Below are 16,637 nucleotides of genomic sequence, written 5' to 3' on the forward strand. Positions count from 1 at the left end.
GAGTGTCAAGACTTCGTCCTGACATAAGGACTTAAGGACGTGAGGGGTGTTCAGCTCTTGTTTGACGTCATAATGTAAGGACAAAACATTGACATGGTTCGCGGCGGGGCGTTAGACCTGTGCCTGAGCGGGAGCCGGCCGGAGCGCCGGCTCCGACCGACCGCCGCGCCGGCCCGGAAGGGGCGTCTATGACCGAGCCGTACGACCTGATCACCATGGGCCGCATCGGGGTGGACCTCTACCCCTTGCAGACCGGCGTGCCGCTCGCCGAGGTGGAGACGTTCGGGAAGTTCCTCGGCGGGTCCGCCACCAACGTGGCGGTGGCCGCGGCCCGGTTGGGGCGCCGCACCGCCGTCATCAGCCGGACCGGACGGGACCCGTTCGGGGACTACGTCCACCGGGCGCTGCGCGGCTTCGGGGTGGACGACCGCTGGGTGACCCCGGTGCCGGACCTGCCGACCCCGGTGACGTTCTGCGAGATCTTCCCGCCGGACGACTTCCCGCTCTACTTCTACCGCCGTCCCAAGGCCCCCGACCTGGTCATCCACCCCGGGGAACTGGACCTGGCGGCGATCCGCGCGGCCCGGATCTTCTGGGTCACCGGCACCGGGCTGAGCGAGGAGCCCAGCCGCGGCGCCACACTGGCCGCGCTGGAGGCCCGCGCCCGCCGGGGCACCACCGTCTTCGACCTGGACTGGCGGCCGATGTTCTGGGGCGGCCGGGGCGGCGCCTCCGGGGACGGCGGGGCCACCGGCGCCGCCGCGCGGGCCGCCGCCCGCCCGTACTACGAGGCCGCGCTGGCGCACGCGACGGTCGCGGTCGGCAACGTCGACGAGGCCGAGGTCGCCACCGGCCACCGGGACCCGATGTCCTGCGCCCTGGCGCTGCTCGACCGGGGCGTGGAACTGGCCGTCGTCAAACAGGGCCCGAAGGGGGTGCTCGCCGTCCACCGGGACGGGCGCACCGCCGAGGTCCCGCCCACCCCCGTCCAGGTCGTCAACGGCCTCGGCGCCGGGGACGCGTTCGGCGGCGCGCTGTGCCACGGACTGCTGGCCGGCTGGGAGCTGGAGCCGGCGATGCGGTACGCCAACGCCGCCGGCGCCATCGTCGCCTCCCGGCTGGCGTGCTCGTCCGCCATGCCGGCGGCCGAGGAGGTCGAGGAGTTCCTGGCGGGGCGCTGAGGTCCCGCCCCGCCCCGGCTCCCGCCCCGCCCACCCCCCCTGTCGAAGAAGGTGAGTTGCGTGTTGTCCCCTCCCCGGATCAGTGACCTCCCGGCGCTGCGGGCCCGGCACCCCGAAGCCGTCGCGGAGGCCGCCGCGCGCCGCGCCCGGCGCCCGCTGCTGGGCGACCGCGGCCGGCTGATGATCATCGCCGCCGACCACCCGGCCCGGGGCGCGCTCGCCGTCGGTGACCGCCACCTGGCCATGGCCAACCGCCTGGACCTGCTCGAACGGCTGGTCCTGGCGCTGTCCCGGCCCGGCGTCGACGGGGTGCTGGCCACCGCCGACATCCTGGAGGACCTGCTGCTGCTCGGCGCCCTGGAGGGCAAGGTGGTGATGGGTTCGATGAACCGCGGCGGCATCGCGGGCGCCTCCTTCGAGCTGGACGACCGGTTCACCGGCCACCGCCCGCAGGACCTGGCCCGGCTCCGCTTCGACGCCGGCAAGCTCCTGCTGCGCATCGACTACGAGGACGCCGGGTCGCTGACCACCCTGGAGGCCGCCGCGCGGACCGTCGACGCGATGGCCGAGCGCCGCCTCCCCACCTTCATCGAGCCGTTCCTGTCCCGGCGGACCGGCGGTGTGGTCCGCAACGACCTCAGCCCCGAGGCCGTCACCCGCTCCGTCGCCATCGCCTCCGGCCTCGGCGGCACCTCCGCCTACACCTGGCTGAAGCTGCCGGTCACCGACGACCCCGACGCGATGGCCCGGGTCTGTGAGACCTCCACCCTGCCCACCGTGCTGCTCGGCGGGGACGCCGGCGGCACGGTCCGGGAGCAGGAGGCGGTCTACGGGAAGTGGCGCGCGGCGCTCCGGCTGCCGGCCGTCCACGGCCTGGTCGCCGGCCGGTCGCTGCTCTACCCGGCGGACGGCGACGTGGCCGCCGCCGTCGACACCGCCGTCGGACTGCTCCGGTGAGCGGCCCGCGTCCGGTGGCGGACCTCACTGTCAGTGGCGAGGAGGAGACTTGCCGTCATGAACGCTGAGTGGGTACAGACCGAAGCCGCGCCGGGCGGGACGGGCGGCTGCCACCTCCCGGCCGGGGCCGCCGCCCGCGGCCCGTACGCCCTCGACATCGCGCCCGAGCGGGCCGGGTGGGGGTACTCCTCGCTCCGGGTGCTCGACCTCGCGCCCGGGGCGGACCACACCTTCGCCACCGGCGGCAGCGAGTGGATCGTGCTGCCGCTCGCGGGCGGCTGCACGGTCCGCGCCGAGCCGGACGGACCCGGCACCGGGGGCGCCGCGGTCTTCGAACTGGCCGGGCGGGAGAGCGTGTTCAGCGGCGTGACGGACTTCGCGTACGTGCCGCGGGACGCCCGGGTGCGGATCGCGAGCCCGGACGGCGGGCGGTTCGCGCTGGCCGGGGCGCGCTGCGCGCGGCGGCTGCCGGCCCGCTACGGCCCCGCCTCCTCGGTGCCCGTGGAGCTGCGCGGGGCGGGCAGCTGCTCACGGCAGGTCAACAACTTCGCCGCGGCCGGGGTGTTCGCCTGCGACCGGCTGATCGCCGTGGAGGTGCTCACCCCCGGCGGCAACTGGTCGTCGTACCCGCCGCACAAGCACGACGAGTGCCGCCCCGGCGAGGAGTCCGAGCTGGAGGAGATCTACTACTACGAGATCGCCGCCGCCCACGGCACGCCGGGGCTGGGCTACCAGCGGGTGACCCCCTCCGGCCGCGGGCGCGGCACGGACGTCCTCGCCGAGGTCCGCACGGGGGACGCGGTGCTGATCCCGGACGGCTGGCACGGCCCGTCGATCGCCGCCCCCGGGCACGCCCTGTACTACCTCAACGTCATGGCCGGGCCGGGCGAGACGCGCGAGTGGCTGATCTGCGACCACCCCGACCACGGCTGGATCCGCGCCACCTGGCCCCGGCAGCCGGTCGACCCCCGGCTCCCCTTCTACGACGCACCGGCAGGAGACCCGCGATGACCGCCCCGACCCCCGCCCCGCGCACCGGGGCCGCCGCCGGCACCCGCCGGCTGACCGTCGCCCAGGCCCTGGTGGAGTTCCTCGCCCGCCAGTACACCGAGCGGGACGGCCGCCGGCACCGGCTGATCACCGCCTGCTGGGGCATCTTCGGCCACGGCAACGTCGCCGGGATCGGGCAGGCGCTGCTGGAGTCCGGCGCCGCGGCGCCCCCCGGCGAAGCCGGCGGCCCGCCGCGGCTCCCCTTCCTCCAGGGGCGCAGCGAACAGGCCATGGTGCACGCCGCGGTGGGCTACGCCCGCCAGTGCGACCGGCTCTCCGCCCAGGCGGTGACGACCTCCATCGGGCCCGGCGCCACCAACCTCGTCACCGGCGCCGCGCTCGCCACCGTCAACCGCCTCCCGGTGCTGCTGCTGCCCGGTGACGTGTTCGCCACCCGGCGCGCCGACCCGGTCCTCCAGCAGCTCGAATCGGTCTCCGCGGGCGATGTGTCGGTCAACGACGCGCTCCGCCCGGTCTCCCGCTACTTCGACCGGATCACCCGCCCCGAGGCGCTGATCCCGGCCGCCCTCCAGGCGATGCGGGTGCTGGCCGACCCCGCCGAGACCGGCGCGGTCACCCTGGCCCTCCCGCAGGACGTGCAGGCCGAGGCGTACGACTGGCCGGCGGAGTTCTTCACCGACCGGGTGTGGCGGGTGCCCCGGCCCGCCCCCGACCCGGACGCCCTGGCCGAGGCCGCCCGCGCCGTCCGAGCGGCCCGCCGGCCGCTGGTCATCGCCGGCGGCGGGGTGCACCACAGCGCGGCCGAGGAGGCGCTGCGGGCGTTCGCCGAGGCCACCGGCATCCCGGTCGCCGCCACCCAGGCGGGCAAGGGCGCGCTGCGCCACGACCACCCGGCGGACGTCGGCGGCATCGGCCACACCGGCACCGCCACCGCCGACGGCCTGGCCCGGCGGGCCGACCTCGTGCTGGGCGTCGGCACCCGCTACACCGACTTCACCACCGCCTCCGCCACCCTCTTCGCCGAGCCCGCGGTCCGCTTCGTCAACCTCAACATCACCTCCTTCGACTCCCACAAGCTCGGCGCCCTCCCCCTGGTCGCCGACGCCCGCGCCGGACTGGACGCGCTGCGCGAGGCGCTCGCCGGCCACCGCGCCGACCCCGCCTACGCCGCCGAGTACGCCGCCGCCAAGGCCGACTGGGAGCGCCGGGTGGACGCCGCCTACGCCGCCCCGGACCCGTCCGCCCGGCCCACCCAGACCCAGCTCCTGGGCGCCCTGGACGCGGTCGTCGACGAGACCGACATCGTGCTCAACGCCGCCGGCTCCCTCCCCGGCGATCTGCACAAACTCTGGCGCGCCCGGTCCCGCCGGCAGTACCACCTCGAATACGGCTACTCCTGCATGGGCTACGAGATCCCGGCCGCGATCGGGGTGAAGATGGCCGCCCCCGACCGGCCGGTGTGGGCGCTCGTCGGCGACGGTACATACCTGATGAACCCCACCGAAATCGTCACCGCCGTCCAGGAAGGCATCGCCTTCACCCTCGTCCTCGTCCAGAACCACGGCTACGCGTCCATCGGCGGCCTGTCCCGGGCGACCGGCGGCGAGCGGTTCGGCACCGACTACCGCTTCCGCGCCGCGGACGGCACGTACACCGGCCCGCCGCTGCCCGTGGACCTCGCCGCGAACGCCGCGTCCCTGGGCATGCGGGTGCTGCGGGCCGGGACCGTCGCCGAGCTGCGCACCGCCCTCGCCGAGGCCCGTGGCGCAAAAACACCCACATGTGTCTATGTGGAGACCGCAACGGCTGACACTGTGCCGGGCGCGCCGCCCGCCCAGAGCTGGTGGGATGTACCCGTTGCCGAGACCGCGACGCGTCCGGCGGCCCTCGCCGCGCGCACGGCGTACGACGAGCAGGCCGCCGCCCGCCGCCGCCACCTCTGACATCCGCTCTGCTGCACCGTACGAAAGGCCCCCTCGCATGAAGACCATCAACCACTGGATCGGCGGGAAGCCCGTCGAGGGCGTCTCCGGCAACTTCGGGCCGGTCTACAACCCGGCCACCGGCGCCCAGGAGAAGCAGGTCGCCTTCGCCTCGGCCGAGGAGGTGGCCGCCGCGGTCCGCACCGCCAAGGAGGCGTACCGCTCCTGGGGCACCAGCTCGCTGGCCACCCGCACCGCGATCCTCTTCAAGTACCGCGCGCTGGTGGACGAGCACCGCGAGGAACTGGCCCGGCTGATCACCGCCGAGCACGGCAAGGTGCACTCCGACGCGCTCGGCGAGGTCGCCCGCGGCCTGGAGATCGTCGAGCTGGCCTGCGGCATCCCGGAGAAGCTCAAGGGCGAGCTGTCCACCCAGGTCTCCACGCGGGTGGACGTGGCGTCGATCCGCCAGTCGCTGGGCGTGGTCGCCGGCATCACGCCGTTCAACTTCCCGGCGATGGTGCCGATGTGGATGTTCCCGATCGCCGTCGCCTGCGGCAACACCTTCGTCCTCAAGCCGAGCGAGAAGGTCCCCAGCGCCGCGTACAAGCTCGCCGAGCTGGCCGCCGAGGCGGGCCTGCCCGACGGCGTGCTGAACGTCGTCAACGGCGACAAGGTGGCCGTCGACGCCCTGCTGGCCCACCCGGACGTGGCCGCCGTCTCCTTCGTCGGCTCCACCCCGATCGCCAAGTACATCCACACCACCGGCACCGCCAACGGCAAGCGCGTCCAGGCGCTGGGCGGCGCCAAGAACCACATGCTGGTCCTCCCCGACGCCGACCTCGACCTGGCCGCCGACTCCGCGATCAACGCCGCGTACGGCTCGGCCGGCGAGCGCTGCATGGCGATCTCCGTGGTCGTCGCGGTCGGCGAGACCGCCGACCCGCTGATCGGCAAGATCAAGGAGCGCGCCGACAAGCTGCGGATCGGCCCCGGCGACGACCCGGCCTCCGAGATGGGCCCGCTGATCACCAAAGCCCACCGCGACAAGGTCGCCTCGTACGTCACCGGTGCCGCCGCCCAGGGCGCCGACGTCGTCATCGACGGCACCGGCTACACCGTCGAGGGCCACGAGGACGGCCACTGGATCGGCGTCTCGCTGCTCGACAACGTCACGCCCGAGATGGACGCCTACCGCGACGAGATCTTCGGCCCGGTGCTCTCGGTCGTCCGCGTCGAGACCTACGAGCAGGCCATCGAGCTGATGAACTCCTCGCCGTGGGGCAACGGCACCGCGATCTTCACCCGGGACGGCGGCGCCGCCCGCCGCTTCCAGCTGGAGGTCGAGGCCGGCATGGTCGGCGTCAACGTCCCGATCCCGGTCCCGGTGGGCTACCACTCCTTCGGCGGCTGGAAGGACTCGCTCTTCGGCGACCACCACATCTACGGCAACGACGGCGTGCACTTCTACACCCGCGGCAAGGTCGTCACCACCCGCTGGCCCGACCCCGCCGACGGCGGCATCAACCTCGGCTTCCCGCGCAACCACTGACGGTTGCCCGGGCCCCCGGCCGACGGCGCGCCCCCCTCACGGGTGCCGCCGTCGCGGTCCTCCCCACCGGCCCCGGCCGGCGGGGAGGACCGCGCCCTCCCGGGGGCGGACCCCGCCGGACCGCGTTGCTACGGTGCTGCTCGCGCGGCGGACGCAATCCGCCGCGGCACCGACACGACGGGGGCTGACATGACACAAGGCATGGCGCTGGCAAAGGGCGCGCGGATCACCGGCGGGGTCCTCAGCCTGCTGTTCTTCCTGTGGACGGCGTACTGGCTCGCGGTGGACCTCGGCGCGTTCGGCGTCGCCGGGCTCTGGGACACCTGGACCGGCACCCGCCCGCCGGGCACCAACGAGGTCACCAACCCTGTCCAGTTGGGCTTCTGCCTGCTCCAGCTCACCGCCGCCGGCGCGGCGTTCGCGGGCCGCCGCTCGGCCGGCGGCCTGCTGGCCGTCGCCACCACCGCCACCTTCGCCACCGCCGCGCAGGCCCTGGTCAGCGTCGGCAGCCACACCGGCGACGACCGCTGGTTCCGCAACGCCGAGACCGGCACCGCCACCTTCGACGGGGTGTTCCTCAGCAGCCTGGCGCTGTTCCTGCTGACCCTGGTCGCCGCGGTGGTGCTGCTCGCCGGGATGCGCTCCTGGCCGCGCCGCACGCCCAGCACCCCGCCCGCCCGGCCCACCGGGCCCGCCGGGGCGATCGGTGGCCTGGTGCTCGGCGCGATGGCGCTGGGCTACGCGATCTGGCAGATCTACATGCTGGTGCAGGGCGGCGGCTCGGCCGTGCCGATGCTCTACCTCGGCAAGGGCGCGCTGTCCACGCTGCTGTCGCTGTCCACCGGCTGGTACGCGGTGGTCTTCCTGCTGCTGACCGCGATCGCCGGCCTGAACTCCCTGCTCCGCGGCAGCGCGGCCCGCGGCCTGTCCTTCGGCCTGGCGCTCGCCCTGCTGCCGAACGCCGTGCTGTCGCTCATCGGCCTCCTGTCCACCGGCTCCCTCTTCCGGCTGGGCGACGTGCTGCCGGGCGCGGTCCTCATCAGCCACAGCCAGCTGCTCCTGGACCTGCTCGGCTCGGCGGCGCTGTGCGCGCTGATGGCCCGCGGCGAACCGTTCGCACCGGCCTGGTACCCGCCGTCCCCGGCCGCCGCGTTCGCCGCCCCCGCCTACGTACCGGGCCCGGTGGCCGCACCGCCGGCCGGCTGGCAGCCGCCCGGCCCGCCGCCCGGCCCGCAGCCCGGGCCCCCGGCCGGCGCCCCGCCGTACCCGCCCGCCAACCCCCAGCCGCCGTACGGCGGTTACGGCCCGCCGCAGTACTGACCCCGGCGCTTCCGCCGCCGGTAGGCGGCCGTACCGCCGGTGCGGTACGGCGCCGGGCCGGGCTACTGCGCCCGGAGGGCGGCGGTCTCCGCCCGGGGGACGGGGCCCCGCGCCCGGACCGGTCCCTAGGATTCAGCCATGGATCTCCGACTGCGCGGGCGCCGGCTCGCCGCCGCCGCGGGTGCGCTGGCCCTCCTCATAGGGGGCGGCACGTGGGCGGCCGCCGCCTCGAACGCGCCGCCCGCGGTGCACCGCGAGGACCGCGTCCTGACGATGCCCGAGCGGCCCGGCGCCGCCGGGACGGTGCGGATCGACACCTCGTTCTTCACCGCCGGCCCCGCCACCGGGCGGCGGCCCGCGGTCCTGCTCGGCCACGGCTTCGGCGGCAGCAAGGCCGATGTCCGCGGCGAGGCCGAGCAACTGGCCCGCAGCGGCTACGCGGTGCTGACCTGGTCGGCGCGCGGCTTCGGCAGGTCCACCGGCCGGATCGGGCTGAACGACCCCGACGGCGAGGTCGCCGACGTCAGCCGGCTGATCGACTGGCTCGCCCGGCGCCCCGAGGTCCGGCTCGACAAGCCCGGCGACCCGCGGGTGGGCGTCGCCGGCGCCTCGTACGGCGGCGCGATCGCGCTGCTGGCCGCCGGCCACGACCCGCGGGTGGACGCCATCGCCCCGCAGATCACCTACTGGAACCTCGCCGACGCGCTGTTCCCGCACGGGGTGTTCAAGAAGCTGTGGGCCGGCATCTTCTTCACCACCGGCTCCGCCGGTTCGGCCACCGGCCCCCTGGGCGCCGACGCCGCCGCGCCCGCCGGCGGCACCGCCCCGTCCGGCGCCGGCGGCTGCGGCCGGTTCGAGCCCGCGCTGTGCGCCATGTACGAACGGGTCGCGGTCAGCGGGACGCCGGACGCCGCGGCCCGCCGGCTGCTGGAGGCCCGCAGCCCCTCCGCCGTCGCCGACCGCATCAAGGTCCCGGCCCTGATCACCCAGGGCCAGACCGACTCGCTCTTCCCGCTCGGCCAGGCCGACGCGATGGCGGCGGCGCTGCGCCGCAACGGCGCGCCGGTCGCCGTCGACTGGATCGCCGGCGGCCACGACGGCGGCGACCGGGAGACCGCCCGGACCACCGCCCGCACCACCGCGTGGTTCGACCGCTACCTCAAGGGCGACCGGCAGGCCGCGACCGGGCCCGCGTTCCGGATCAGCCGCACCGGCGGCGTGGACTCCACCGACGGCACCGTGCGGCTGCGCGGCGCCGGCGCCGACCGCTACCCGGGCCTGGACCACGACCCCCGCCGGATCCCGCTGGCCGGCCGGGAGCAGCGCTTCGCCAACCCCGCCGGCGCCGCCCCGCCCGCCGTCTCCGCGGTCCCCGGCGCGGGCGCGCTCGGCAGCCTCTCCGCGCTCGGCGCCGGCGGCCTCTCGCTGGACTTCCCCGGCCAGTACGCGCACTTCGACTCGGCGCCGCTGCGCGCCCCCGTCCACCTCACCGGCAGCCCCACCGCCACCGTGCGGATCGGTGCGACCTCCGCGGACGCGGTGTTCTTCGCCAAGCTCTACGACGTCGCCCCCGACGGCCGCCGGCAGACCCTGCCCTCCCAGCTGGTCACCCCGTACCGGATCGAGGGGGCCCGGGACGGCCGCACCGTGCGGCTGCAACTCCCGGCCGTGGACCACGAGTTCGCGGCCGGCCACCGGCTGCGGCTGGTGCTGTCTGCCACCGACCTCGGCTACGCCACGCCGGTGCGGCCCGCCACCTACACCGTCTCCCTGGCCGGCGCGGACCTCGCCGTGCCCACCGCGCCGGAGGTGCGCGCCGCCCAGGCGCCGCTGCCCGCGTGGACCTGGGCGCTGCCCGCGGGCGCCGCGGCGGCCGCCGCGCTGCTGCTGCTCACCGCCCGCCGCCGCACCGCCGCCCCCGCCCCCGACCCGGCCCTGGCCGACGTCCCGCTGGAGATCACCGGTCTGACCAAGCGGTACGCGAAGGCCACCGACCGGTACGCGGTACGGGACCTGTCCTTCCGCGTCGAACGCGGGCAGGTGCTCGGCCTGCTCGGCCCGAACGGCGCCGGCAAGACCACCACCCTGCGGATGCTGATGGGCCTGATCCGCCCGGACGGCGGCGAGATCCGGGTCTTCGGCCAGGCGATCCGGCCGGGCGCGCCGGTGCTGTCCCGGGTCGGCGCGTTCGTGGAGGGCGCCGGTTTCCTGCCGCACCTCTCCGGCCGCGCCAACCTCGACCTGTACTGGCAGGCGACCGGCCGCCCGGCCGCCGACGCACACACCGCGCAGGCCCTGGAGATCGCCGGCCTGGGCGACGCCCTGGACCGCGCGGTGCGCACCTACTCGCAGGGCATGCGGCAGCGCCTGGCCCTGGCCCAGGCCATGCTCGGCCTGCCCGACCTGCTGATCCTGGACGAACCCACCAACGGCCTGGACCCGCCGCAGATCCGCGCGATGCGCGAGGTGATGATCCGCTACGCCGCCGGCGGCCGCACCGTCATCGTCTCCAGCCACCTGTTGTCCGAGGTGGAGCAGAGCTGCACCCACCTGGTCGTGATGGACCGCGGCCGGCTGGTCCAGGCCGGCCCGGTGGAGGCGGTGGTGGGCTCGGGCGACACCGTGCTGATCGGCGTGCCCGAGGGCACCGCGCTGCCGGACGCGCTGCTGGAGAAGATCGGCGCGCTGGCCGGGGTGGACTTTGCGCGCCGCGCCGACGGCGGGGTGCTGGTCCGGCTCACCGACCCGGACGGCACGCCGCGGCTGCTGGCCGACCTGGTGCGGCTGGACGTCCCGGTGCTCCGCGTCGGCCCGCACCGCCGCCTGGAGGACGCCTTCCTCACCCTGATCGGAGACGACGGACGATGACCGCGACCACCCCGGCGGCGGCGCCCGGCTACCGCGCCCGCCGCACCCTGCCGCTGCGCGTCGAGGCCCGCCGCCAGCTGCGCCGCCGCCGCACCCTGGTGATCGCCGCGGTGCTGGTGCTGCTGCCGTTCGTACTGGTCACCGCGTTCGCCATCGGCGGCGACCCGGGCACCCGGAACCCCGGCCGGGTCAACCTCATGGCCACCGCCACCGCGTCCGGAGCCAACTTCGCGGCCACCGCGCTGTTCGTCTCGGCCGGCTTCCTGCTGGTGGTGCCGGTCGCGCTGTTCTGCGGCGACACCGTGGCCTCGGAGGCGAGCTGGGCGTCGCTGCGCTACCTGCTGGCCGCGCCGGTCCCGCGGGCCCGGCTGCTGCTGAGCAAGCTGACCGTGGCGCTGGTGTTCAGCGCCGCCGCGATCGTGCTGCTGCCGCTGGTCGCGCTGGCCGTGGGCACCGCCGCGTACGGCTGGGGACCGCTCCAGCTGCCCACCGGGGGCGCGCTCGCCCCGGGCGACGCGGTGCTGCGGCTGGCGGTGGTGACCGGCTACGTCTTCGTCAGCCAGCTGGTCACCGCGGCGCTGGCGTTCTGGCTGTCGACGGTCACCGACGCCCCGCTGGGCGCGGTCGGCGGTGCGGTCGGCCTGACCATCGTCGGCAACGTCCTGGACCAGGTCACCGCGCTCGGCGGCCTGCGGGCCGTGCTGCCCGCCCACTGGCAGTACTCCTGGGCGGACGCCCTCCAGCCCCGGATGGAGTGGGCCGGCATGATCCAGGGCTCCTCGGTCTCGGTGTCCTACGCGCTGGTGCTCACCGCCCTGGCCTTCCGCGGCTTCGCCCGCAAGGACGTGGTGTCGTAACCCCGGCGCGCGCCGCCCGGCCCGGGGACGGAACCGGACACCCGTCCACCGGCCGGGCGGGCGGCGGCCCGCAACGGCAGGGCAACGGCCCGCAACGGCCCGCAACGACAAGGGCGGCCGCCGCGGAGCAGGATCCGCGGCGGCCGCCCGGGGCCGGTTCCGGTCAGCCGGTCGGGCCCTGCATGTGGGCGCTGACCCACTGCATGGTGCCCATGCCCAGGCCCTGGACGTAGGTGGCGCCGCTGTGCGTGCCGTTCGGCACGATCTGGAGCCGCGTCCTCACCGGCCCGCGGCCGTACTGCGCGATGAACTTCCGCACCTTCGGCAGCACGGTGTTCTCCTTGGAGCCGTCCTGGAAGGCCAGGTAGACGTCGGGGCCGCCGCGGGCGATCAGCCGGTGCGCCAGCACCTCGGGGTTGTTCGCCCGCATCGCCGACAGGTGGCCGCGCCACAGCGGGGAGTCCGGCACGATGTCCGGGCCGTTGGGGATCGCGACCTTGAAGTCCTTGGGGTTCTGCAACACGTTCTTCAGCGCCGAGAAGCCGCCGGACGAGGAGCCCATGATGCACCAGGCGTCCCGGGTCTTCAGGGTGCGGAAGTTCTCCCGCACCAGGTCGGGCACGTCCTTCGCCAGCCAGGTGCCGATCTTCGGCTGGCCGGGGATGTCGCTGCCGTCGTAGTACTGCTTGTCGTTGGGGTTGAGCACCGGCATGACCACGATGAAGGGGAGGCTCTTGCCGGCCTTCGACCAGGCCGCGAGGGACTCCTCCAGCTTGAGGTCGGACCCTATCCAGTAGTTGACCGGGTAGCCGTAGGCGCCGGGCAGCGCCTCCATGACCGGGAAGCCCTTGTTCGCGTTCTTCTTCTCGTAGTACTCCGGCGGGGCCCACACCCAGACCTTGCCGGTGAAGCCGGACTTCTTCCCGTGGTAGGTGGTCACCGCTATCGGGGTGTTGCCGCCGGCTCCGCCGACCCGGCTGGTCTCCTGGAAGCTGATCGGGTGGGTGGGCATCTGCACCAGCGAGTTCCGGCCGGCCGGCGCGGTCTGCATCGCGGCACCCGTCCGCGGACCGCTGAACCGTACGGGGGTGCCCTGGTCGTCGCTCGTGCCACAGCCTGCCGCCGCGCCCATGACGGTCAGGGCGAGCAACGCGATCAGCGGTTTGACGAGGGATTTGCGCACGGGACCTTCTCCTTGGCGGACAGGCCGGGAGTTCTCCCGACCGGCCAGCAAGAGGGGACGGGGCGGGGACAGGTTTCCCCCACCGGGTGTCTGCTTCCTCGCACCGGCCGCGCCCGGAAGCCCCCACCCGCCTCTGACCTGTGGTGTTTACGGTCACCGGAGATCCGTTTTACCGTGATTTTCCCGGTGCGGGCGCGCCGGCCGACGCCAGATGGCGCCCCGCGCGCCCCCTGCCGGCCCCCTGGCCACCCGGATGCGCCCCCGCCCGCCCGGGTACGCCCGCGGCCCCCGCCGCGCCCCGCCCGCCGGCCGCGGAACGCCGCCCCCGGCACCCCGTCCCGCCGGCGCCCGGCCCGTATCCTCTCGCTATGAGCTGGTCGCGTGCGCTGAAGGAAGCCGCCCGCTCCGGGCTGACCGTCGAGCGCGCGAAACTCACGCCGCTGGTCGCCATCCGCGGCACCGCCGGCGTCGCCCTCGTCATCGGCCTGTGCCTGTGGCGCGGCAGCCCGGCCCTGGCGGTCTCCTCGGCCTTCGGCGCGTTCGCCTCCGGCATCGTCACCTTCCAGCGCAGTATGCGGCCCCGCCCGGTCCTGGCCCTGGCCGTCGCCGGCGCGCTGGCGGTCTCCACCTTCCTGGGCTACCTCGCCGCCGCGCACGTCCTGGCCTTCGTGCTGCTGCTCACCGGCTGGACGTTCCTGGCCGGCCTGGCCTGGGCGATCGGGCCGGTGTCCGGGCTCGCCGGCACCCAGACCGTGGCGATCATGCTGGTCACCGTCACCCTCCCGACGTCCGTCCCCGGCGCCCTGGAGCACGCCGCGCTGATCGCGTTCGGCGGCCTGGTCCAGGCGACCCTGATCGTGCTGTTCCCGGTGCGCCCCTGGGGGATCCAGCGGGACGCGCTCGCCGACGCGCTGGCCGCCGAGGCCGACTACGCCCGCCGGCTGCGGCACGACCCGGTCGCCCCCTTCGACCCCGCACCGCTGATGCACGCCCGGGCCGCCTCCACCGTGACGCGCCGCCAGGCCCGCCGCCGCCCCGCCCAGCTGCACGGCCCCCGCGGCCTGGCCGAGCGGGTCCGCCCGGTCCTCGCCTCCCTGGCCGATCCGGTCGTCGGCGCCCCGCTGGAGGGACCCGAACGGGACCGGGTCCGGGAACTCCTCGGCGCCGCCGCCACCGTCCTGGACGCCGTCGCGCACGCCGTCCGGCACGCCCGCCCGGTCCGGCTGCCCCCGGAGGCGATGGCCGTCCTGGAGGTCCCGGCCACCGGCCCGATGCTCAGCGGCCCCGCCCGCCGCACGGCCTACCGCCTGATCTCGCTGCTCGCCGACGCCGTCGAGCTGACCGACGAGCCCGTCGAGGCCACCCGCCCCACCACCGAGGCCGAACGGGGCCACCTGCTGCGCCCCAGCGTCCCCCGGCTGGTCCCGGTCGCGCTGCGCGCGCTGCACCGCGAGGCCCGCTGGTCCTCGCACATCTTCCGGCACGCCCTGCGGGTCGCCGCGGTCGCCGCCGCCGGCTACCTCCTGGGCACCGCGCTGCCCTTCGGCCACGGCTACTGGGCGCCGCTCGCCGCCGTGATGGTGATGCGCCCCGACTTCGCGCAGACCTACTCCCGCGGCGTGGCCCGCTTCGCCGGGACGCTGGTCGGCGTCGCGGTGGCCGGTGTCCTGATGGCGCTGGCCCACCCGGCCCCGCACGTCAGCGCCGCCCTCGCGGTGGTCTGCGTCTTCCTGATGTACCTGCTGATGCGCACCGGAGTCTCCGTCACCTCGGCCTGCGTCGCCGCGTACGTCGTCTTCCTGCTGGGCATCGCCGGCGCGGGCTGGGAGCAGACCGTCGAGGAGCGGGTGGTGCTCACCCTCCTCGGCGGCGCCCTGGCGATGCTCTCCTACGCGCTGTTCCCGGCCTGGGAGACGCCCCGGCTGCGCGACCGCCTCGCCGACTGGCTCACCGCCAACGGCCGTTACGCCCTCGCGGTCTGCGACGGCTACGCCCGGCCCGCCGCCCGCCGCCCCCGGCAGGTCCGCGAGGCGCTGCTCGACGCCCGCGCGGCCCGCGCCGCCTGGGAGACCAGCGAGGCCCGCGCCGAGAAGGAACCGGTCCGGGACCGCGGTCTGTCGCTGCGGGCCGCGCACGCCGCCGGCGGCGCGCTCGCCGCCATGGGCCGGGTCACCATGATCATGGAGGCGCACCTGCCGGAGAAGGACGCCGAACCCTCGCCCGGCGCCGCCGCGTTCGCCGAGGCGCTGCGCCCCGCCGTCGAGCACGCCGCCGGCGCGGTCCGCGCGGGCGGCCGGCCGGACTGGTCCGGGCCCCGCGCCGCCTGGGAGCGCTGGCACGCCGAGGACGACGACGGCGTCGCGGTCCGCGCCACCGGGCTGCTGCTGGACGCGCTGGACGACCTCACCGAGGCACTCCCCGCGAACTCCGGTCCCGATCCCTGACCCCCGGGCGCCGCGAGCGCTCGCGCCCCTCCGCACCACCGCAGGAACCATTCACCACCCGCAGTAGTCTAGATAATTGCCCGCAAACGCCGTCATGGTGGGTCAATGGCGGCCTCTGCGGCGCACTGTCCTCCCGAGAGAGAGCAAACGAACTCCCCATGGCGTCCAGCACTTCGTCCGGTACGTACGACATAGGCATCGACCTCGGCACCGCCAACACCCTCGTCTACGCCCGCGGCAAAGGCGTGGTGCTGAACGAGCCGTCCGTGGTCGCGGTGAACGCCGCCGGCGAGGTCGTCGCCGTCGGCTCGGAGGCCAAGCGCACCATCGGCCGCACCCCCTCCGGCATCACCGCGATGCGGCCGCTGCGGGAGGGCGTCATCGCCGACTTCGACGCGGCCGAGCAGATGCTGCGCGCCCTGATGAAGAAGGCGCTGCCCAGCCGCCGCTTCTCCCGCCCCCGGGTCGTCATCTGCGTCCCCTCCGGCATCACCGGTGTCGAGCGGCGCGCGGTCATCGACTCCGCGCGCGGCGCCGGGGCCCGCGAGGTGCACCTCATCGAGGAGCCGATGGCGGCCGCGATCGGCGCCGGGCTCCCGGTGGACGAACCGGTCGGCTGCATGGTCGTCGACATCGGCGGCGGCACCACCGAGGTCGCGGTGGTCTCCATGGGCGGCCTGGTCACCGCCCAGTCCGTCCGGGTCGCCGGCGACGCGATGGACGCCGCCATCTCCGCGTACATCAAGAAGGAGCACGGCCTGGCGATCGGCGAGCGCACCGCCGAGGACATCAAGATCGCCATCGGCTCGGCGGCCTGGGCCACCGACGGCCCCCTCACCGAGCTGTTCACCGAAGCCTTCCCCGACGCGGACGACGACCCGGACGGGGACGCCGCCGCGGCCCCCCACTCCTACACCGTCCGCGGCCGCGACCACCTCAGCGGCCTGCCCCGCCTCCAGGAGATCACCGCCGAGGAGGTCCGCGGCGCCCTGGCCGAACCGGTCGAGGCCATCGTCCGCGCCGTCCACCGCACCCTGGACGAGTGCCCGCCGGAGCTCTCCGGCGACATCATCGAGCGCGGTATCGCCCTGACCGGCGGCGGCGCCCTCCTGCGCGGTCTGGACCGCCGCCTGCGCCAGGAGATGGGCGTCCCGGTCGTGGTCGCCGACGCCCCCCTGGACTGCGTGGTCAACGGCACCGCCAAGTGCGTGGACGAGTTCGCCACCCTGCACGGCCTGCTCACCGGCGCCAAGGACCGGCCCCGCAAGGCGGTCCGGCTCTAGGCCCCGGCCGCCCGCCCCCGGCGCCCGTCCGGGGCCCGGTGGCTCGTCCCGAGCGGCCG

The 16,637-nt window shown here is 75.5% G+C and carries 11 protein-coding genes; 10 read left to right on the forward strand and 1 reads right to left on the reverse strand.

Annotated elements, in window-relative coordinates:
• The first annotated feature begins 188 nt into the window (after positions 1-188).
• From iolC to MUU72_RS20090, 8 genes are all read left to right on the forward strand, one after another.
• Positions 189-1,181, forward strand: coding sequence for a 5-dehydro-2-deoxygluconokinase (iolC, locus tag MUU72_RS20055; RefSeq protein ID WP_248014702.1), 993 nt, complete (start codon positions 189-191; stop codon positions 1,179-1,181).
• Between the two features lie 63 nt (positions 1,182-1,244).
• The gene (locus MUU72_RS20060) at positions 1,245-2,138 is read left to right on the forward strand and encodes a Cgl0159 family (beta/alpha)8-fold protein (protein WP_282504340.1); all 894 of its coding nucleotides are present in this window, start codon (positions 1,245-1,247) and stop codon (positions 2,136-2,138) included.
• Positions 2,139-2,195: 57 nt separating this feature from the next.
• On the forward strand, positions 2,196-3,149 hold the full coding sequence (gene iolB / locus MUU72_RS20065; protein ID WP_248014704.1) for a 5-deoxy-glucuronate isomerase: 954 nt from the start codon (positions 2,196-2,198) through the stop codon (positions 3,147-3,149).
• Positions 3,146-5,092 carry a 3D-(3,5/4)-trihydroxycyclohexane-1,2-dione acylhydrolase (decyclizing) gene (iolD, locus tag MUU72_RS20070; protein ID WP_248014705.1) on the forward strand — a complete coding sequence of 649 codons (1,947 nt, stop codon included), beginning with the start codon at positions 3,146-3,148 and terminating at the stop codon, positions 5,090-5,092. The genes iolB and iolD overlap by 4 nt, the downstream gene beginning before the upstream one ends.
• Positions 5,093-5,129: 37 nt before the next feature.
• The gene (locus MUU72_RS20075; RefSeq protein ID WP_248014706.1) at positions 5,130-6,623 is read left to right on the forward strand and encodes a CoA-acylating methylmalonate-semialdehyde dehydrogenase; all 1,494 of its coding nucleotides are present in this window, start codon (positions 5,130-5,132) and stop codon (positions 6,621-6,623) included.
• A 189-nt stretch (positions 6,624-6,812) separates the two neighbouring features.
• Positions 6,813-7,943: a hypothetical protein gene (locus MUU72_RS20080; protein WP_248014707.1), complete on the forward strand. Its 1,131-nt coding sequence runs from the start codon at positions 6,813-6,815 to the stop codon at positions 7,941-7,943.
• Positions 7,944-8,081: 138 nt separating this feature from the next.
• Positions 8,082-10,811: an alpha/beta fold hydrolase gene (locus tag MUU72_RS20085; RefSeq protein ID WP_248014708.1), complete on the forward strand. Its 2,730-nt coding sequence runs from the start codon at positions 8,082-8,084 to the stop codon at positions 10,809-10,811.
• Entirely contained in the window at positions 10,808-11,668 is an 861-nt protein-coding gene (locus MUU72_RS20090; RefSeq protein WP_248014709.1) for an ABC transporter permease, read from the forward strand. The genes MUU72_RS20085 and MUU72_RS20090 overlap by 4 nt, the downstream gene beginning before the upstream one ends.
• Positions 11,669-11,831: 163 nt before the next feature.
• Here MUU72_RS20090 and MUU72_RS20095 read toward each other — a convergent pair whose 3' ends face one another.
• Entirely contained in the window at positions 11,832-12,851 is a 1,020-nt protein-coding gene (locus MUU72_RS20095) for an alpha/beta hydrolase (protein WP_248014710.1), read from the reverse strand.
• Positions 12,852-13,219: 368 nt separating this feature from the next.
• On the opposite strand from MUU72_RS20095, the gene MUU72_RS20100 reads away from it, so the two are divergent.
• Both MUU72_RS20100 and MUU72_RS20105 read left to right on the forward strand, forming a co-directional pair.
• Positions 13,220-15,295, forward strand: a complete 2,076-nt coding sequence (locus tag MUU72_RS20100) for an FUSC family protein (RefSeq protein WP_248014711.1) — start codon at positions 13,220-13,222, stop codon at positions 15,293-15,295.
• 158 nt (positions 15,296-15,453) lie between these two features.
• Positions 15,454-16,578: a rod shape-determining protein gene (locus MUU72_RS20105; protein ID WP_248014712.1), complete on the forward strand. Its 1,125-nt coding sequence runs from the start codon at positions 15,454-15,456 to the stop codon at positions 16,576-16,578.
• The last annotated feature ends 59 nt before the right edge of the window (positions 16,579-16,637 follow it).

It is taken from the genome of Streptomyces rhizoryzae, assembly GCF_023155275.1.
GTDB lineage: Bacteria > Actinomycetota > Actinomycetes > Streptomycetales > Streptomycetaceae > Streptomyces > Streptomyces rhizoryzae.